At 38.8% G+C, this 18,256-nt stretch carries 22 protein-coding genes; 3 read left to right on the forward strand and 19 right to left on the reverse strand.

Annotated features, from left to right (window positions below):
• The first annotated feature begins 263 nt into the window (after positions 1-263).
• Entirely contained in the window at positions 264-896 is a 633-nt protein-coding gene (locus SNE38_RS09345) for a hypothetical protein (RefSeq protein WP_336046387.1), read from the forward strand.
• A 72-nt stretch (positions 897-968) separates the two neighbouring features.
• Here the strand turns inward: SNE38_RS09345 and SNE38_RS09350 are convergent, their stop codons facing one another.
• Complete coding sequence (locus SNE38_RS09350) at positions 969-1,649, reverse strand: KinB-signaling pathway activation protein (RefSeq protein WP_191704065.1); 681 nt, start codon at positions 1,647-1,649, stop codon at positions 969-971.
• A gap of 148 nt (positions 1,650-1,797) precedes the next feature.
• Here SNE38_RS09350 and gerD point away from each other — a divergent pair, with 148 nt between their 5' ends.
• Positions 1,798-2,403, forward strand: a complete 606-nt coding sequence (gerD, locus tag SNE38_RS09355) for a spore germination lipoprotein GerD (RefSeq protein WP_191704066.1) — start codon at positions 1,798-1,800, stop codon at positions 2,401-2,403.
• Positions 2,404-2,452: 49 nt separating this feature from the next.
• Here gerD and SNE38_RS09360 read toward each other — a convergent pair whose 3' ends face one another.
• The 5 genes from SNE38_RS09360 to SNE38_RS09380 all read right to left on the reverse strand — a co-directional run bounded on the left by SNE38_RS09360 (position 2,453) and on the right by SNE38_RS09380 (position 8,209).
• Positions 2,453-3,508 (reverse strand): P-loop NTPase, encoded by a 1,056-nt coding sequence (locus SNE38_RS09360; protein ID WP_191704067.1) that lies wholly within the window; start codon positions 3,506-3,508, stop codon positions 2,453-2,455.
• 73 nt (positions 3,509-3,581) lie between these two features.
• Positions 3,582-4,295: an N-acetylmuramoyl-L-alanine amidase gene (locus SNE38_RS09365; protein ID WP_191704068.1), complete on the reverse strand. Its 714-nt coding sequence runs from the start codon at positions 4,293-4,295 to the stop codon at positions 3,582-3,584.
• A 56-nt stretch (positions 4,296-4,351) separates the two neighbouring features.
• Entirely contained in the window at positions 4,352-6,160 is a 1,809-nt protein-coding gene (locus SNE38_RS09370) for an ABC transporter ATP-binding protein (protein ID WP_336046389.1), read from the reverse strand.
• The gene (locus SNE38_RS09375; RefSeq protein WP_336046390.1) at positions 6,153-7,892 is read right to left on the reverse strand and encodes an ABC transporter ATP-binding protein; all 1,740 of its coding nucleotides are present in this window, start codon (positions 7,890-7,892) and stop codon (positions 6,153-6,155) included. The genes SNE38_RS09370 and SNE38_RS09375 overlap by 8 nt, the downstream gene beginning before the upstream one ends.
• A gap of 32 nt (positions 7,893-7,924) precedes the next feature.
• The gene (locus SNE38_RS09380; RefSeq protein WP_191704071.1) at positions 7,925-8,209 is read right to left on the reverse strand and encodes a 2-keto-3-deoxygluconate kinase; all 285 of its coding nucleotides are present in this window, start codon (positions 8,207-8,209) and stop codon (positions 7,925-7,927) included.
• 171 nt (positions 8,210-8,380) lie between these two features.
• On the opposite strand from SNE38_RS09380, the gene SNE38_RS09385 reads away from it, so the two are divergent.
• The gene (locus SNE38_RS09385; RefSeq protein WP_336046391.1) at positions 8,381-9,418 is read left to right on the forward strand and encodes a C45 family peptidase; all 1,038 of its coding nucleotides are present in this window, start codon (positions 8,381-8,383) and stop codon (positions 9,416-9,418) included.
• Between the two features lie 284 nt (positions 9,419-9,702).
• Here SNE38_RS09385 and rpsI read toward each other — a convergent pair whose 3' ends face one another.
• From rpsI to SNE38_RS09450, 13 genes are all read right to left on the reverse strand, one after another.
• Entirely contained in the window at positions 9,703-10,095 is a 393-nt protein-coding gene (gene rpsI, locus SNE38_RS09390; RefSeq protein WP_191701174.1) for a 30S ribosomal protein S9, read from the reverse strand.
• 25 nt (positions 10,096-10,120) lie between these two features.
• Positions 10,121-10,558, reverse strand: coding sequence for a 50S ribosomal protein L13 (rplM, locus tag SNE38_RS09395; protein WP_191704073.1), 438 nt, complete (start codon positions 10,556-10,558; stop codon positions 10,121-10,123).
• A 236-nt stretch (positions 10,559-10,794) separates the two neighbouring features.
• Complete coding sequence (gene truA, locus SNE38_RS09400) at positions 10,795-11,538, reverse strand: tRNA pseudouridine(38-40) synthase TruA (protein ID WP_191704074.1); 744 nt, start codon at positions 11,536-11,538, stop codon at positions 10,795-10,797.
• Between the two features lie 13 nt (positions 11,539-11,551).
• Positions 11,552-12,349 (reverse strand): energy-coupling factor transporter transmembrane component T family protein, encoded by a 798-nt coding sequence (locus SNE38_RS09405; protein WP_336046393.1) that lies wholly within the window; start codon positions 12,347-12,349, stop codon positions 11,552-11,554.
• Positions 12,346-13,218 carry an energy-coupling factor ABC transporter ATP-binding protein gene (locus SNE38_RS09410; RefSeq protein ID WP_336046394.1) on the reverse strand — a complete coding sequence of 291 codons (873 nt, stop codon included), beginning with the start codon at positions 13,216-13,218 and terminating at the stop codon, positions 12,346-12,348. The genes SNE38_RS09405 and SNE38_RS09410 overlap by 4 nt, the downstream gene beginning before the upstream one ends.
• Positions 13,194-14,039, reverse strand: coding sequence for an energy-coupling factor ABC transporter ATP-binding protein (locus SNE38_RS09415; protein ID WP_336046395.1), 846 nt, complete (start codon positions 14,037-14,039; stop codon positions 13,194-13,196). Before SNE38_RS09415 ends, SNE38_RS09410 begins: the two co-directional genes overlap by 25 nt.
• A gap of 442 nt (positions 14,040-14,481) precedes the next feature.
• On the reverse strand, positions 14,482-14,859 hold the full coding sequence (gene rplQ / locus SNE38_RS09420; protein WP_008406715.1) for a 50S ribosomal protein L17: 378 nt from the start codon (positions 14,857-14,859) through the stop codon (positions 14,482-14,484).
• A 56-nt stretch (positions 14,860-14,915) separates the two neighbouring features.
• The gene (locus SNE38_RS09425; RefSeq protein ID WP_336046396.1) at positions 14,916-15,860 is read right to left on the reverse strand and encodes a DNA-directed RNA polymerase subunit alpha; all 945 of its coding nucleotides are present in this window, start codon (positions 15,858-15,860) and stop codon (positions 14,916-14,918) included.
• A gap of 149 nt (positions 15,861-16,009) precedes the next feature.
• Complete coding sequence (gene rpsK / locus SNE38_RS09430) at positions 16,010-16,399, reverse strand: 30S ribosomal protein S11 (RefSeq protein ID WP_191704078.1); 390 nt, start codon at positions 16,397-16,399, stop codon at positions 16,010-16,012.
• A 26-nt stretch (positions 16,400-16,425) separates the two neighbouring features.
• Positions 16,426-16,791 (reverse strand): 30S ribosomal protein S13, encoded by a 366-nt coding sequence (gene rpsM, locus SNE38_RS09435; RefSeq protein WP_008406720.1) that lies wholly within the window; start codon positions 16,789-16,791, stop codon positions 16,426-16,428.
• 24 nt (positions 16,792-16,815) lie between these two features.
• Positions 16,816-16,929, reverse strand: coding sequence for a 50S ribosomal protein L36 (rpmJ, locus tag SNE38_RS09440; protein ID WP_000868344.1), 114 nt, complete (start codon positions 16,927-16,929; stop codon positions 16,816-16,818).
• 37 nt (positions 16,930-16,966) lie between these two features.
• A complete protein-coding gene (gene infA / locus SNE38_RS09445; RefSeq protein ID WP_016839390.1) occupies positions 16,967-17,185 on the reverse strand; it encodes a translation initiation factor IF-1 in 219 nt (72 codons plus the stop codon).
• A 416-nt stretch (positions 17,186-17,601) separates the two neighbouring features.
• Positions 17,602-18,255, reverse strand: a complete 654-nt coding sequence (locus tag SNE38_RS09450; protein WP_191701168.1) for an adenylate kinase — start codon at positions 18,253-18,255, stop codon at positions 17,602-17,604.
• Position 18,256: the final 1 nt, after the last annotated feature.

An 18,256-nucleotide genomic window follows, 5' to 3' on the forward strand; every position in this document is an offset into this window, starting at 1 on the left:
TAGTTTGAAAGCTCATTTGCTTTGCTAGCGATTTAACTTAATTAAAAGTTAAAATCTATTGTTTGCTTCATTTAAGAAGCTTGTTTCATTAACGTTGCTTGTTCAGTTTTCAAGGTTCATTGTGTTTCGTTTGTCGCGTCATCTCTTGGCGACTCACTTATAGTAACATCCGCTTGTTATATCCGTCAACACTTTTTCATAAGTTTTTAATAGAATCATGTTTAAATCAATCGGAAAGTGGGTAATAAATCATGTTCAAAACGTTGGTATCACTAATTTTATGCTTATTTCTAGTATTCATTTATTTTGATGAAAAAAGTAGTGTTTTGCCTGTATTTCAACTAACAGAAACCCCAGCCATCATCACAAAAGGTCAGTTTGGGAAGAGTGTAATCATAGAACTCAGTTATTCTCATAAAGGGATGGAAGAATGGGTTACAAACCTTAAAGAACCTTATCCACTTATTTTAGCGGATAGTGACTGGCTATTACGAAGTCCCGATTTAGTAAAAATATTAAGAGAAAAGAATATTCGAGTTGGGTTGCTTGGTTCGATGAGTGATGAATACGTAGATGAATCGCTCTTAAAAAAGCAGCTCGCTATTTACGAAAAAACCTTTTACAAAAAGCCTCTCTGGTTTGCGACCGCCGATTACAAAGTGGATAACGCTATGCAAACAGCTTTACATGAACTTGGTATTAACATAATTGCTCCAACAGAAACCTTTCCTATAGTAGAAAGTAAAATTCCTGAAGGTTCATTTGTAAGTATTCCTTTACATCGTGAGGAGAAGGTTTCCTTTGATGCCATTAATCAATTTATAAATGAGCATATTTTTGTTTCAATTGAGCAAAATATATTTGGTTATGAAATTTCTACAAAACGCTTTCCATAATATTTATGAATCTATTATATAAAAAACAAAGGCGGTCACAAAAGTTATATCTTTTGTGATCGCCTTTTCTATTTAAGCTTTTGCCGTAGTAGTCGATTCTTTTCTTGCTTTGCGGCGTTCTTCCAATTTTTTTCGATCTGCTTCTGATTGTGAATTATATTTTGGCAACATTAAAATTTGGTATGCATTAACTGCCACTAGTGGGAACAATAATAATGCAACATATACATCAATATTATCTTGGCGTCCCATTAAAGCGATAATCCACTCTAATGAAGTTACAACAACCATAAAGAACATTGTGGAGATTAATACATGTGGCTTTTGCGTCATTTTTATTTTCTTTACTGCTGTTAATATGGCCGCTCCGACTAAAACTACAAGTAAAAATCCATAAATCAACCAATCACCCATTGTACTAGCACCTGGGGCAAAGCGGAAAATAACAATGTCGACTAAAACAATAATGATCAATAACATCTGTATCCAATTCCATAGCGTTAATGATCTAAATATATTAACACCAACTTGATGTAACGTTAAATAAGCAAAAAACCCTGCTTGGGCCATCACACTCATCGTCATGCCTAAAACGATATTCCAAATAATCGCAGCCAAAAATTCTGAAATTTCCCCGTTAGCTAAATATGGTTGGTAAAAGTCCCAACGAATAATTAACGAGGCAACTGCATTAACTAAACCACCAATTAACAATGCCCAAAAAGCAAATTTAACCCAGTTTCTTATCGTCACGAACAAATTCCCCCATTTTTTAATATACTTGTATATTTTATCAATTCACTTTGAAAAAAGCGACCTCTACTAAAAGTTGTTACATATATTTTGTTAAATTGTGAACAATAATCGAAAGCGCTTAAGTGAAGAAAGGAAGGAAGAAATAGTGAAACGTTTAATGATACTTGCCTTTTCCATCATTCTAATTGCTGGTTGTAGCGATTCAAAAGCAACGACACTTTCGTACGACGAAGTAAAGAAAATTATGGTTGATGCTATTCAAACAGAAGATGGAAAAAAGGCAATCAGACAAATATTTGAAGATAAGAGCTTCCGGGAGCTACTTATTTTAAATACCGAGGAAGTGAAAAAAGCGACCGAGGAAACAATGCTGTCAAAAGAAGCCATGGATTTTTGGGTAAAAACATTTGAAGATCCTAAGTTTAAAGAAAATTTTGCAAAGAGTATGGAGGATCAACAAAAGGATTTAATGAAAAATCTATTAAATGATTCTGCTTATCAAGAAGCATTAACATCATTTTTTGGTCAGCCAGATATGCAAAAGCAACTGGAATCGATTATGAAAGGTGCTGTAATGCGCAAGGAGCTAGAAAAAGTAGTGACGGAAACAATTGAAAATCCTCTGATGCAATCAAAATGGGAGGAACTAATTAAGAAAAGCGGTGAAGGTTCGTCTGAAAAAGAATCCGGATCTGGTGGTGGTGGGTCAGAGAAAGAAAGTGGTGGAGAAAAAAGCGGTGGCGGATCATAATAAAACAACCAGTCGTTCCATTTTGGGACAACTGGTTGAAAATATACACTTATTTATTTAACGCCGAAATAATTTCTTCAGCAATTTTTAAGTAAATCTGACCTGTTGGATGATTATCTGCATAGATGGATGGCGCAAAATCTTCTTCTGTCCAATCTGGTTGACCTAATGGAATTTGGCCGAGTAACTTTGTACGTAATTCATCAGCCAGCTTTGGACCGCCGCCTTGGCCGAATACAAATTCCTTTTCACCAGTTTTGCTTTCGTACCAAGCCATATTTTCAATTACACCTAAAATTTCATGGTTAGTTTGTAATGCCATGGCACCTGCACGAGCAGCTACAAATGCTGCTGTTGGGTGTGGAGTTGTGACAACAATTTCTTTTGAAGCCGGTAACATCTGATGAATATCAAGTGCTACATCTCCTGTTCCTGGTGGTAAGTCTAATAGTAGATAATCCAACTCGCCCCACTCTACATCACGGAAGAACTGGTCTAGCACTTTTCCAAGCATTGGACCGCGCCATACGATTGGTGCATTGTTTTCTACGAAGAAGCCCATTGAAATAACTTTTACACCAAGTCGATCAACTGGATAAATACGATCATCTTTTACGACCGGCATTTCTGTTACACCCATCATATCTGGAACAGAGAAGCCATAAATATCCGCGTCGATTAAACCAACTTTTTTTCCTAAGCGTGCTAAAGCAACTGCCATGTTGACAGATACAGTAGATTTCCCTACGCCACCTTTACCGGAAGCGATTGAAATAAATTGTACACTTGATAATGGTGATAAAATATCTTGTGCTTGTGATTCCGTCGCTTGTCCACGGAATGATTGTAAAACTTCCGCCGGCAATTCTTCAAATCGAATTCCCACCGAAGCAGCGCCATTTTCTTTTAACACTTCTACAATCTTCATTTGAAGTGTCATTTGTTCCGGTGTATTTACTTTCGCAATTGCAATACGAACACTAACATGTTCTTTTTCTGCTTTAATAGAAACGTTTGTTACACCTTTTGTTTCTGCTAATGTTTTATGTAAAAACGGATCCTGTAATTCGCCCAATAGTTCTCGAACTTGTTGTTCATTTAGCATATCAAACACTCCCCTGAATGAAATATCCATTGTTAGTATATCATACTAGTCCCGTATTGCTATTACATGTTGCCTAGTCAAATTTTACATGTATATAATTTTCAATTCCACGCGCAATGGCAAATGCCATCTTATCCTGATAACTTTCGGATGCCAGCAAGTCCCTTTCTTCTTCATTGCTTAGAAAACCCGTTTCTACCAATACTGCAGGTATTTCCACCTTCTTTAACAAATAAACATTTTTAATCGATAAAGCTTCCCTGTCCGTATTTTCCATTGTGGTACGAATTGATTGTTGAACTGCCTGTGCAAGTGCTTCACTCTTTTCATGACCTTCATGGTGATAAAACACTTGGGCTCCTCTCCATTTACTATTTGGAATTGCATTTGCATGAATCGTAATAAATAAATCCGGCTCATGTGTTTCCACTAATGTTTCGCGTAAAAAAATGTCCTGCTTCTTACGCTCACGCAGTGTTGGAAACTTCTCATTTGGTGCATGTTCACTTAATACATCTCCATCTGTTGAACGCGTTAATACTACATCTGCCCCTAAACGTGTCAATTGACGAGCTACTTTTTTTGTAATTGCCAGTGTCACGTCTTTTTCGACAACCTCACCATTTGAAGCACCACCATCAATTCCTCCATGACCAGCATCCAATACAATTTTCAACCCGCCTAATGGCTCGGGTAAAAAAAATCGCCGGTCGGAAGCATTTGTTTCATATACAACGACTAGCATTGAACAAAAAATAACGAATACAAGTGCAAGCCAACGCTTCAAAAAAACACCGCCCTTTTTGCCTACTATACGCAAAAGGGGCGGTGTTTATTACCTCATCAATTTGCCATTAATTGATTTTGAAGAGTTGCATAAAATCCTTGAGCATTTATTAAAGAATCGTGATTACCTTGTTCTAAAATTTGTCCATCTTTAATTACAAGAATTTGATCGGCATTTTCTATCGTTTTTAAACGGTGTGCAATCACGAAGCTTGTACGGCCATTCATTAAATTGTTCAGTCCTTTTTGGATATGCACTTCCGTCATCGTATCAACGCTCGATGTTGCTTCATCTAAAATTAAAATATCCGGATCTTCCAAAATTGCACGTGCAATGGCGATAAGCTGACGCTGCCCTTGACTTAAGTTTAAGCCGCCACTGGATAATACCGTATCGTATTGCTCCGGCAAGTACTTTATAAAATTATGTGCATATGCAATTTTGGCTGCTTGTTCTACTTCTTCATCTGTAGCACTCAGCTTGCCGAAACGTATATTTTCACGTACTGTCCCTGAAAATAAGTACGTATCCTGTAACACTACCCCTACGTGATCCCGTACATTATTCATTTTATAATGTACAAGCGGCTCATCGTCCAATAGTATTCGTCCTCCTGTAGCATCGTAAAAGCGCGTTAATAATTGAATAATGGTCGTTTTCCCAGAGCCGGTAGGACCAACAATAGCAATCGTTTCCCCGGCTTTCGCTTTAAAATTAATGCCGCGCAGCACTGGCTTCCCTGATTCATAGGCGAATTCGACATTTTCAAATGTGACATCCCCCTTAAATCGGGATTTTTCTATGGCATGTTCGATATCTTCTATTTCCCTTACTTCATCTAATACTTCAAATACACGTTCCGAACCAGCAATTGCCGACTGGAATGTGTTTAATAAGTTTGATAGCTGATTGATCGGACGGAAAAATTGGCGTGTATACGTAACAAACGATGCAATGACCCCAATTGTAAGTCCGCTTGTTACGGCCATGACCGCACCTGTACCAATCACTAAACTTAACCCTAAGTTATTCATGAAGTTATTAACCGGTCCCATGAATCCAGAAATAATATCCGCGCGCATTGCAGAACCACGAAGTCTTTCGTTCGCTTCTTTGAATTCTACCAGTGTTGATTTTTCTTTACCGAAAAGTGTAATAATGTCTGCATTTGAGATTGTCTCTTCAATATAGCCATTTAAATTCCCCAGATCCCGTTGGCGTGCTTTATAATTTACACTGCTTCTTTTAATAATCTGTTTCGTAGCGTATACGATAAGCGGGATAATAATAAGTGTGACAAGTGCTAAACGCCAATCTAAATAAAATAGCGCAAATGCCGTACCTACAATCGTTAAAAAGCTCGATACAATTTGAATAACACTTTGTGACAATGCTGCATTTAAGTTTTCAATATCATTTGTCATTCGACTCATTAAATCACCCTGTTGCTTTTTATCATAAAAAGCTAATGGCAGTGACTGATATTGCTCAAAAAGCTGTTGACGTAAACGGCGAATCGTCTTTTGCGATACACGTATCATTACAAATGTTTGAATCCATGTAAGTACTGAGGATGCTATATACACTCCCGCTAAAATAAGTGCCATGCGAATTGTACCTGATATATCAAGCTTTACAATATAGTCATCAATCGTCTTCCCAATTAAAAATGGACCAACTAAACTTAAAATCGTACTTATAATGACAAAGATAACAACACTAATTAGTTCAACCTTTTGAATACGTAAATAACTCCATATACGGAGTAACGTCTCCTTTTGATTTTTCGGCTTTACAATCGGACCAGTAAACCGTCCTCCTGGATGTCCAATCGGATTTGGTGGTCTGCCTTGTTGTTTATTCACTTAAGGTCACCCCTTTTTCCGCTTGTGTTCTTGCCATTTCATTAAATAATTCGCTCGTCTTTAGTAATTGCTCATGCGTCCCTTTGGCAATTATCTTTCCGTCATCCATTAGGAAAATTTGATTGGCATGGCGAACTGAGGAAATTTTAGAAGAAACGATAAATTTAGTTGCCCCATCAAACTGTTCATCAATTGCCCGTTGTATGGCCTTTTCAGATATATTATCAACAGCACTCGTTACGTCATCCAAAACTAAAATATTTGGTTTGCGTATAAATGCACGTGCCATTGCCAGCCGCTGCTTTTGTCCACCCGATAAATTCGTTGCCCCTTGTGTTAGCACATGCTCTGTCCCTGCCTCAAGTCGATCAACAAACTCTTGCGCATTCGCTGTTTGCAGTGCTTGTAAAATTTGTTGCTCCGTTGCATCTGACTTTCCATAACGGAGGTTGTCAGCTATTGTTTTTGAAAACAATGTCGCTTTTTGAGGAGCAAAACCTATGGACTGGCGTAGATGTTCAAGCCCGTAATGTCCTATTGGTAGCCCATCAATTTTTATCACACCACTATCGACATCAAACAATCTTGGAATCATCTTGACCAAAGTGGATTTGCCGCTCCCAGTCATCCCAAGAATGCCAACCGTTTCACCGGCATTTACATGGAAACTGATGTTTTTAAGTACTGATTCTGTTCCTTTTAAATAAGAGAAGCTAACATTTTCAAAACTTACACTTCCTTGAATCTTTTTCGACTCGGATACTGAAGAATTCGTTAATTCAGTTTTTTCTTCTAACACTTCTACAATACGCCCTGCACTTGGAACTGCACGGGCAAGCTGTACAAGTACCATCGAAGAACTCATCAGCCCTTGCATAACCATCATTAAATAGTTGATAAAGGCTAAAATAACCCCAACTTGCAAGGTGTTATTATCAACCTTGATTGCCCCCATCCATAATGCTGCAACAATTCCCATATTTACGACAAACATCGTCAATGGGGCTAGCACACCGATAATTTGGTCTGCTGACATAGAACGTTGCATTAATTGTGTATTTATATCAGCAAACTGATCAATTTGATGATTTTTTCGGTTGTACGCCTTAATAACACGGATACCAGCTAGATTTTCCTGTACTTTCGTATTTACTACGTCAACTACCTTCTGAACTTTATGGAAAAGCTTACCTGACAATGCTGTGAAGTAATACATACAAAACGCTAAAATCGGGACTACTACTAATAAAATGGGGAACAGCTCCCGCGCTGTAAAGAATACAATTACAATAGCCCCGACAAACATCATTGGACCACGAACAAATATTTTAAGCAGCATCGTTAATGCACGTTGAAGCATTTCAATATCACTCGTTAAATTCGTAACAAGCTTTCCGAGCGTAAATTTATCTTTACTGCTATTTGAAAAATACGTAATTGTTTCATATAAATCCTGCCGAAGATCGGTAGAAAAGTTAACGGCTGTCCGGGATGCATAAATCGAACACCCTATACCGCCGATTAAGCCGATCAAGGATGTTGCTATCATTAAGCCAAACATTTCCACTATATATGTCGTATCATTTTGAGCGATCCCATCATCGATAATATGCTGTAATATTGTAGGCTGTAGTAAGTCCATACTTACCTCAATAACCATCATTATGGGAGCTATGATTGCAAAAAGTATATATGGCTTAATATATTTTGAGAGTTTCCATACTGCTTGCATTAACCAAGTTCACTTCCTTATGTTGTGAAAAATTATTCTGCTTCTGTTGCTTGTGCTTCTTCCAACAATTCATTCAACTGAAATAAGCCTACAAAATCATTCATAATTGCTTCTGTTGCTTTCAACTCTCCAGCAATGACAGGATGAATCGATTGCAATTCTGCAGACTCCAACTGTTGTTTCAATGTTGAACGTTTCATTTCGAGTTGGCGATAAAACTCTAGTGCACGTCCGCGACGGAATGTTTGAGCACCCTTTGAACGGCGATTACTTTGTTCCTCTTCTCCTCGATGTCTCCCTCTACCTTCTGATCTCATACTTTTCATCCCACCTTTTTTGAATACCATTGTATACCAATGTATACAAAAATACTACTACTACTACCGAATCATTTTGGAGGGGGGACCGCTTTCCAAATCCTTTTGTTTTGTTTGTCTATTAAAAATCGTTACTATGGAAAAAGACAGTTCATTAAAGGGGTAAATAAAATGAAAAACGTGACGAGCGATATTATTCAATTTAGAGGATCGCATTATGAGTTTGGTATATACCAAGGGAAACTTTTAAAGAACTCCCCTCTTTTTTATAATAGAGAAGAACTTTATAAACAATTAGATCATAAATTTTCTATAGATAAATCATATGTTAAGCAACTTTTAAACCGGTTTGGTCCAGGAATTGAAGAGGAAATAGAAGGTCTTGCTTTTGCACTTGGTTATAAAGAAGAACAGGCTTTACTTCATTATGGTGGCTATTATGCAGTAAATAAAAAAAGCGGCTGTTCTATTACGACAAATCCGCTTTATATGATTCGCAACTATGACAATGACCCCCAAAGTTATGATGGGCGTTTCGTGTTATATGCCCCAACTGACGGTGGCTACGCGACAATCGGACCTTCCATGCAAATTACTGGCCGTATGGATGGAATGAATGAAAAAGGACTGGCCGTTGGTTATAACTTTGTAAATACGAAGAACAGGGCGGATGGCTTTGTTTGCAATATGATTGGGCGACTCTTATTGGAACATTGCTCAAATGTTGCCGAGGGGATTTCATTATTAGAAAACATCCCCCATAAGCATTCATTTAATTATGTATTACTTGATGCGGAGCAATTTATGGTGGTGGTAGAAGCATCTCCGCGCAATGTTGCCGTTCGGGATGCAACAGCCTGCACGAACCACTTTAAAGTTCTGACAGAAGAAAATCGTTACCGAATGGAAGATTCTTTAGCGCGCGAACACATTATTTCGAATGCCCAGGCAAATTCACTCTCTTTTGAAAATGCGTTTAAGTTACTGAATGGTATCGAAAATGGTGTATTTGCAACAAAATACGGCGCATGGGATGGTACACTCCATACGATTGGCTATATACCAACTGAAGGTAAATGTATTTTCGCTTTAGGTGGAGATGCGTTGCCTGTAGTCATTGATTTTAATTCGTGGCTAAGCGGTAATCATTTGCCTCTTACAAAAATTAAAGGAAAACTTCATGCGACAAATGGCTTTGCGAATGAATAAGAACAAAAGCGCTAAAGCGCCCTCTTAGCCCCGAGTGGGCAAAACGCCACATCCATGTGGCATGCCCCCAATGATTCACGTCGTGTGGAGTAAACGTTTCACCACTTTCGACGTCGGGATCTAATGATGCGAGAGGCTGGCGCTTTAGCCTAAACTTTACAAGAGTTTATTTCAAAGTTATTCACAATGCGATATTTTATAGTTTCCTTAACAAAGAAAAACCCTTTCTCGGAACATGTCCTGAGAAAGGGTTTTGTAATTTCGCAAAATAGTAATCGTAAAGATTAACGTTTTGAGAACTGAGGTGCACGACGAGCGCCGCGTAAACCTGGTTTTTTACGTTCTTTCATACGAGAATCACGAGTTAAAAGACCTGCAGCTTTTAAAGCTGGACGGAAGTCTGGATCAACTTGTAATAATGCACGAGCGATACCGTGACGGATTGCTCCAGCTTGACCTGTGAATCCACCACCGTTTACGTTAACGTGAACGTCATAAGAACCTTTAGTTTCTGTAGCTACTAATGGTTGGTTGATAATTAAATGTAAAGTTTCGTATGGTAGGTAATCTGCAATTTCACGATTGTTGATTACTACTTTACCTTCGCCTGGTACTAAACGTACGCGAGCAGTTGAGCTTTTACGGCGACCTGTGCCGATGTATTGTACTTGTGCCAAAGTTATTTCCTCCTATTATAGTTTATTAACCACGTAGCTCGTAAGCTTCTGGTTTTTGTGCAGCATGTGGATGTTCAGAACCAGTGTAAACGTTCAGTTTAGTGAACATTTGACGACCTAAAGAGTTCTTTGGAAGCATACCCTTAATTGCTAATTCAAGCATTTGTGTTGGGTATTTTTCTTTCATTTCTCCAGCTGTACGTTGTTTTAAACCACCAGAGAATTGAGTGTGACGGTAGTAAATTTTCTTTTGTAATTTGTTACCTGTTAACTCAATTTTATCAGCGTTGATGATGATCACATGATCTCCTGTATCAACGTTTGGTGTGAAAGTTGGTTTATGTTTACCACGTAAGATAGAAGCTACTTCAGAAGCTAAACGACCTAATGTTTGGCCTTCTGCGTCAACTACTAACCATTTACGTTCTACTTCTTGACCTTTAGCCATGAAAGTTGTGCGCATGTTTGTATCCTCCTAATCGATATGAATTACCGTTATTTTTCATTATATACACTTTATAAGTTTCGGGGCTTATTATTGTGGTGGTAATGAAAATACCATACATCATCATATAATGTATCGCGTTTAAAGTCAAGATATTTAATTGAACACCTGGAGAGGTTGTTAATCCTTTTCACAAGGCTATTTCTCTCGTGTTTTTACAAAAATCATACAAATTTTTTTAGAAAATATATAAATTATTCATAAAAAACTTGTTCCAAATATAAACCATGCGCTGGGGCAGTCTTACCTGCCTGGGAACGATCCTTCGAAGCAATCATTTGGGATAAAGAACTTATTTCCCTTTTCCCCGTGCCTACCTCCCATAACGTACCCGCTATAATCCGTACCATATTGTACAGGAAGCCATTCCCGCTTATTGTCATATGCAATTCCTCACCATGCCAATTTAGCTCCAATGCATTGACTATACGCACCTTATCAATAACACTCGTATTCGCCGCGCAAAAACAACTAAAATCATGCTTCCCTATAATTGCCTGAGCCGCTTCTTGCATTGCTTCAACGTTTGGTTTTACTCCATTGGTCTCAACTGCATAATGACGTCTAAAAGGGCTTTGAATCATGCTGCAATCCCAAATATACCGGTAACGCTTACCTAGTACATCATAGCGTGCATGAAAATTATCCTTTACTTGCTCTACTTTCATTACTCGAATATCACGTGGTAACTGAACATTTAAAGCCTTTTGATATTTTTCTCTCGGAATGGATAAAGGTGTATCAAAGTGAATCACTTGGCCTGTAGCATGGACTCGCGCATCCGTACGTCCACTCGCTGTAATTTTCACCTGATTTCCTTTATGCATTGTAGCTAATACTTTTTCAATTTCAAGCTGGACTGTGCGCTCTCCCGGCTGAACTTGATAACCAGCAAATGCTGCACCGTCATAGCTTATCGTTGCTTTTAATCTGACCATCTCTATACCCCTTTTAACCTCTTAGCATCCATAGCAGGATCGCCATTATTACTAGTGCGACTAAAATAATCGTATCCTTCGCATGCCATTTCAACAAACGATATTTCGTACGCCCTTCTCCTCCGCGATAGCCACGTACTTCCATAGCCGTTGCAAGATCATCTGCCCGCTTAAATGCGCTTATAAACAACGGTACTAGCAATGGTACCACGGCCTTTAAACGATCCTTAATCGGACCAGCACTTAAATCGGAACCTCGTGCCATTTGGGCCTTCATAATTTTATCTGTTTCATCCATTAGTGTTGGGATGAAACGTAGTGAAATAGACATCATGAGTGCAAGTTCATGCACAGGAAGCTTTATCTTCTTAAATGGGTTTAACAGTACCTCTAAGCCATCAGTAATGGAAATAGGGGAAGTTGTTAGCGTTAAGATGGAAGTCATAAAGACAAGCATTAAAAAGCGCATTGAAATATACACACCTTGGCGTAGACCTTCTTCATAAATTTTCATAAAGCCAAGATCAACCAGTACAGGCCCTTCTCTTGTCATAAATAAATGCAATATGAGTGTAAAGAGCATTAAAAAAATAACCGGCTTTAATCCATTAATTAAAAAGTAAAGTCGAATTTTTGATAGCAAAATAACGATTAAGGTAAAGGCTAATAATATTCCATACGTCAACGTATTATTGGCAAAAAAGACAACAATAATAAATGCAAATACAAAGAGTAACTTTGAGCGTGGGTCTAGCTTATGAACAAATGAATTCCCCGGAATATATCGTCCAAAAATCATTTTCTCCATCATTGTCCTTCACGCCCCTTAAGAATCGCTTGTCCAATTTCAAATGCGAGTTCTTCTTCAGTTAAGCAAACTTTCGATAAGGATTTATCTATCATTTTTTCAATCTGTCGCTGGAAACGGACAATGCGTGGTGGTTCTAAACGAAATTGTGCAAGTGTCTTGATATCACCGAAAATGTCTCGTGGATCCCCATTTAACACACAGCGACCTTCATGCATGATGGCAATTGAATCTGCATAACGGGCTGCATCTTCCATACTATGTGTAACAAGAATAGTTGTTAAGCCACGTTGTTTATGTAACTCATAAAATAAGTCCATAATCTCCTTTTGCCCTCGTGGATCTAAACCCGCAGTAGGTTCGTCCAACACAATTACTTCCGGATCCATTGCTAAAACCCCTGCAATCGCCACTCGACGCATTTGTCCACCTGACAAATCAAACGGAGACTTTTCCAAAATTTCTTCCGGCAGTCCCACAAGCGAGATTAACTCACGTGCACGCTTTTCCGCTTCTTCCTCTGACACACCGAAATTCATCGGACCAAACATAATATCCTTTAATACAGTCTCCTCAAACAGCTGATGCTCGGGAAATTGAAAAACGATTCCAACCTTTTGCCGCACTGATTTCAAATCTTTCGCCTTTTTCCCTGCTTCAATTAACCGGTCTCCAATCTTTACTGAACCGCTCGATGGCTTTAATAACCCATTAAAATGAAGAAGGATCGTTGACTTACCTGAGCCGGTATGTCCAATAATGGCTTGAAACGTTCCACTTTTAATCGTTAAATCAACTTCATGTAATGCAAATTTTTCAAATGGTGTGCCTTTTGCATAGGCATAGCTTACTTGTTGAAGTTGGATGTCCATAAATCATTCACCAGCTCTTCTTCTGTCATATGTTGCCCTACAAGCTGAACTCCCTGTGCTTGTAATAGCTTAGTCATCTTCATGGCAAAAGGCATATCAAGACCAAACTGAAGAAGTTTATCCCCTAATGAAAAAATTTCTGCAGGAGTACCTTCTTCATATTTCTTACCATCGTTCATAAAAATAATGCGGTCTGCCAAAAGTGCCTCTTCCAAATCATGCGTAATCGCCAAAACGGTTAAGTCAATCTCTTTTCTTAATGTTTCAACAAGCGTCAACACTTCTTCACGGCCTTGAGGATCCAACATCGAAGTTGCTTCATCCAATATCAGAATTTGTGGATGCATTGCCAATGCCCCAGCAATCGCTACACGCTGCTTCTGCCCACCTGACAAATGATGTGGCTCATGATTAATGAATGTCTCCATCTTAACTTGTTGAAGGGCCTCTTGTACCCGCTGAACCATTTCTTTATGTGGTACACCATTATTTTCAAGAGAGAAAGCTACATCATCCTGCACAGTAGCACCAACAAACTGATTGTCCGGATTTTGAAAGACGATACCAATTTGCGAACGAATCTCCCATAAATTTTCTTCTGTTAATATATTATGTTTTATGCGGACTTCCCCTTGCTGAGGTAATAGTAGCCCGCTCATTAATTTTGCCATTGTCGATTTTCCAGAACCATTGTGACCAACTATTGCAATCCATTCGCCTTTGTTAATTGCAAAGGAGACGTCCTCTACAGCATTTCGTGCATCTGGTTCTTCGGGCGTATATGAAAATGTTACATGATTAAATGATAAAATCTCATTCATCTCGGCTATTCTCCCCTTTGCCTTGAATGTATTACACCTATATATTAGGTAGTTTAAATTTCCCAGGAAATTATACATATATAAAAATAAAGCACGTTCTCAAACAAGTTCAGCTTTATGCCACCTATTTAAACGTACTTTATGTTTGCATATGTATGAGGAACATAGGGACTCAATCCTAGTATTCCATAAATAAAAAAGCGCGCACCTCATTCAGAGAAATGCGCTTGTCGTTACATTTACAAAATTTACGGGTGCTCAAGCCCGGAAATTCATTGAATGAGGTGCGGAGAGCTAAACGAGACGCCAGTAGTTGACTACTCCGCTCATCATAACGCTCAGCTTAATTATTGTCGTATAAAATCACAAAACCTATGAAAAAAGAGGGGTGCATGGGTTCAACCGGTGAACCGGACACCCCTCTTCACCTATTTCGTCAGAATTAAACTAATTCGATAACTACTACTGGTGCGCCGTCTCCACGACGAGGACCTACTTTAAGAATACGAGTGTAACCACCTTGACGCTCCGCATAACGAGGTGCGATATCATCAAATAATTTTTGAAGTGCGAAAACAGTTTTTTCTTCTTCGCCTTCTCCAACTGTTACTAACTCACGACGGATGAATGCTGCCGCTTGACGACGAGCGTGTAAATCACCGCGTTTACCTAAAGTAATCATTTTCTCAACTGCTTTACGTGTTTCTTTAGCGCGCGCTTCAGTTGTTTCGATGCGCTCGTTGATGATTAAATCAGTAGCTAAGTCGCGTAGTAATGCTTTACGTTGAGAACTTGTACGACCAAGTTTTCTGTAACCCATGGACGTTTCCCTCCTTTTAAATATATCTGATCTAGCTAAATTTTATAATTATTCGCTTAGTCTTCTTTACGTAATCCTAAACCAAGCTCTTCTAACTTATGCTTAACTTCTTCAAGAGACTTACGACCAAGATTACGTACTTTCATCATATCGTCTTCAGACTTATTAGCTAACTCTAATACCGTATTGATACCAGCACGCTTTAAGCAGTTGTAAGAACGAACAGAAAGATCAAGTTCTTCGATAGTCATCTCTAATACTTTTTCTTTTTGATCTTCTTCTTTTTCGACCATGATTTCAGCAGTTTGTGCCTCGTTCGTCATGCCTACGAAGATATTTAAGTGTTCAGTTAAAATTTTCGCTCCAAGTGAAATCGCCTCTTTAGGACCGATGCTTCCATCTGTCCATACATCAAGTGATAACTTGTCGTAGTCAGAATTTTGTCCAACACGAGTGTTCTCTACTTGGAAGTTGACGCGTGAAACTGGAGTGTAAATAGAGTCGATCGGGATCACGCCGATAGGAAGATCCTCACGTTTGTTTTGATCAGCAGGAGTATAACCACGGCCGCGTTGTGCGTACATACGCATACGTAAATGACCGTTTTTTGCGATTGTTGCGATATATAAATCTGGGTTTAATATTTCTACATCACTGTCATGTGTAATGTCAGCTGCAGTAACCGATCCGTCACCCTTTACGTCAATCTCAATGACTTTTTCTTCGTCAGAGTAGATTTTTAAAGCTAGCTTTTTCACGTTTAAGATAATTGAAGCAACATCTTCTACAACGCCTTCTACAGTTGAGAATTCGTGTAATACGCCGTCAATTTGAATTGACGTTACAGCAGCTCCAGGTAATGAAGACAGAAGGATACGACGTAGAGAATTTCCCAAAGTATTACCATAACCACGTTCAAGCGGTTCTACAACAAACTTGCCGTATTTGGCATCTTCGCTAATCTCCACTGTTTCAATCTTTGGTTTTTCAATTTCGATCATTCCAATTTACCCTCCTTCAAAACATCTAATGTATAGGTTCTTATCATCATAGTTGTTAATCTGAGATAGACTATAAAATGCACAAGACTTTTGTACAAAGTAACATGATGTACATAGAAGTACGTAATTATACCTCTAAGCAGCACCCATTACACGCGACGACGTTTTGGCGGACGGCAACCGTTATGAGGAACTGGAGTAACGTCTTTAATAGCAGTTACTTCTAATCCAGCAGCTTGAAGTGCACGAACTGCAGCTTCACGACCAGAACCAGGACCTTTAACTGTTACTTCAATGCTTTTTAAACCATGTTCCATTGAAGTTTTAGCAGCTGTTTCAGCAGCCATTTGAGCTGCGAATGGAGTTGATTTACGTGAACCACGGAAACCTAAAGCACCAGCTGAAGACCAAGATAATGCGTTACCTTGCATATCAGTGATCGTTACGATTGTATTGTTAAATGTAGAACGGATGTGAGCAACACCAGATTCGATGTTCTTTTTCACACGACGTTTACGAGTTTGTTGTTTACGAGCCATGTTAAGAAGGAACCTCCTTTACTTAATTATTTTTTCTTGTTCGCTACTGTTTTACGAGGACCTTTACGCGTACGCGCATTGTTTTTCGTATTTTGACCACGAACAGGTAAACCACGACGGTGACGGATACCACGGTTTGAAGCGATTTCCATTAAACGTTTGATGTTTAAAGAAACTTCACGACGTAAGTCACCTTCTGTTTTGTATGAATCTAATTGTTCACGAATTTGGTTTAATTGATCTTCTGTTAAGTCTTTAACGCGAGTATTTTCGTCAATACCTGCACCTGCTAATACTTTTTGAGAAGTAGTTTTACCAATACCGTAAATGTAAGTTAATGAAATTACAACGCGTTTGTCGCGAGGAATATCAACACCAGCAATACGTGCCATTCGTTAGTGCACCTCCTTGATTAATTATCCTTGTTTTTGTTTGTGTTTAGGATTTTCACAGATTACCATTACTTTACCGCGTCGGCGAATTACTTTACATTTTTCGCAGATCGGTTTCACAGATGGTCTCACTTTCATCTAACCTAACCTCCTTAATAGTCCGGAGTGCAAAAGATTATTTAAAACGGTATGTGATACGACCGCGAGTTAAATCATAAGGAGATAACTCAATAGTAACCTTATCTCCAGGTAGGATACGGATAAAGTGCATACGAATCTTTCCAGAAACGTGTGCTAGCACAGTGTGCCCATTTTCTAATTCTACCTTAAACATCGCGTTTGGCAAAGTCTCAACAACTGTCCCTTCGACTTCAATTACATCGTCTTTCGCCATCTTCTCGTCTCCCTTCTATATGCTAATATCAAAAAACTCATGCGAGCTCTTGCAACTGTTTCTCCTGATTAAGAAGCAACTCGTTCCAACATATGTTTTGGATTGCATGAGAGATGTACAATAAGACGCTCGTCTGGTTTCGCTTCACACAATCCATGGAAACAGTATCCTTATTAAGGAACCGCATTCCTTATGTTAACACGATAGCCGGAATGTCTTGATGAGAGATTCAAACCCGTTACACAGATGCTTCCACGAAACCCATTATACGTTACAAAGATGTCATCACACGAATTTAGTGCTCAACCCTTATAGTATATACCGGGCATAATATGCTTTTGCAACTCTCAAAAAATTATGTTTCGTTGTTGCCTCCGCATGAATACCGCGGAAGCTGTCTAGCGCCCGGACGGATATCAGCTGCGGCTGCCCTGCAATAGAGCATCAAGATCAGCAAATACTTTAGAAATTTCTTGCTGTCCATTAATATTTTTAAGTACTCCCTTTGCTTCATAAAAATCAAGTAAAGGTTGTGCTTGGTTCATATTTACTTCAAGACGGTTTGTAACAGTTTCAGGATTATCGTCCGCACGTGTATATAACTCGCCGCCATCTTTATCACATTTGCCTTCCTCTTTTGGAGGATTGAACACTAAATGATACGATGTACCACAAGTCTTACATATACGACGTCCACTTAAACGTGCGATTAATTCTTCTTTTTCAACTTGAACATTAATTGTATGCTCAACTGGACGACCTAATTCATCAAGAATGCTATCTAAAGCTTCTGCTTGAGGAACTGTACGTGGGAATCCATCTAATAAGAATCCTTTTTCACAGTCATGTTGTGAAAGACGTTCACGAACAATACCAATCGTTACTTCATCCGGCACTAATGCGCCTTGATCCATAAACGATTTTGCCTTTAAACCTAATTCAGTACCATCTTTAATAGCGGCACGGAACATATCGCCTGTAGAAATATGAGGGATTGCGTACTTCTCAACAATTTTGTCAGCCTGAGTGCCTTTACCAGCACCTGGAAGACCCATTAAAACGATATTCATA

It is taken from the genome of Solibacillus ferritrahens (assembly GCF_037027585.1).
Lineage (GTDB): Bacteria > Bacillota > Bacilli > Bacillales_A > Planococcaceae > Solibacillus > Solibacillus ferritrahens.

What these genes read in the sequence shown, in the direction of transcription:
- rpsM (WP_008406720.1), bottom strand. Translation starts at nt 16,791, where the DNA reads ATGGCACGTATTGCTGGTGTTGATATTCCTCGCGACAAACGCGTTGTA.
- SNE38_RS09375 (WP_336046390.1), bottom strand. Translation starts at nt 7,892, where the DNA reads ATGCAAGCAGTATGGAAACTCTCAAAATATATTAAGCCATATATACTT.
- SNE38_RS09405 (WP_336046393.1), bottom strand. Translation starts at nt 12,349, where the DNA reads ATGATGGAGAAAATGATTTTTGGACGATATATTCCGGGGAATTCATTT.
- rplM (WP_191704073.1), bottom strand. Translation starts at nt 10,558, where the DNA reads ATGCGCACAACTTTCATGGCTAAAGGTCAAGAAGTAGAACGTAAATGG.
- infA (WP_016839390.1), bottom strand. Translation starts at nt 17,185, where the DNA reads ATGGCGAAAGACGATGTAATTGAAGTCGAAGGGACAGTTGTTGAGACT.
- truA (WP_191704074.1), bottom strand. Translation starts at nt 11,538, where the DNA reads ATGGTCAGATTAAAAGCAACGATAAGCTATGACGGTGCAGCATTTGCT.
- SNE38_RS09415 (WP_336046395.1), bottom strand. Translation starts at nt 14,039, where the DNA reads ATGAATGAGATTTTATCATTTAATCATGTAACATTTTCATATACGCCC.
- SNE38_RS09410 (WP_336046394.1), bottom strand. Translation starts at nt 13,218, where the DNA reads ATGGACATCCAACTTCAACAAGTAAGCTATGCCTATGCAAAAGGCACA.
- rplQ (WP_008406715.1), bottom strand. Translation starts at nt 14,859, where the DNA reads ATGGGTTACAGAAAACTTGGTCGTACAAGTTCTCAACGTAAAGCATTA.
- rpmJ (WP_000868344.1), bottom strand. Translation starts at nt 16,929, where the DNA reads ATGAAAGTGAGACCATCTGTGAAACCGATCTGCGAAAAATGTAAAGTA.
- SNE38_RS09385 (WP_336046391.1), top strand. Translation starts at nt 8,381, where the DNA reads ATGAAAAACGTGACGAGCGATATTATTCAATTTAGAGGATCGCATTAT.
- SNE38_RS09450 (WP_191701168.1), bottom strand. Translation starts at nt 18,255, where the DNA reads ATGAATATCGTTTTAATGGGTCTTCCAGGTGCTGGTAAAGGCACTCAG.
- SNE38_RS09380 (WP_191704071.1), bottom strand. Translation starts at nt 8,209, where the DNA reads ATGAGATCAGAAGGTAGAGGGAGACATCGAGGAGAAGAGGAACAAAGT.
- SNE38_RS09425 (WP_336046396.1), bottom strand. Translation starts at nt 15,860, where the DNA reads ATGATCGAAATTGAAAAACCAAAGATTGAAACAGTGGAGATTAGCGAA.
- SNE38_RS09360 (WP_191704067.1), bottom strand. Translation starts at nt 3,508, where the DNA reads ATGCTAAATGAACAACAAGTTCGAGAACTATTGGGCGAATTACAGGAT.
- rpsK (WP_191704078.1), bottom strand. Translation starts at nt 16,399, where the DNA reads ATGGCTCGTAAACAACAAACTCGTAAACGTCGTGTGAAAAAGAACATC.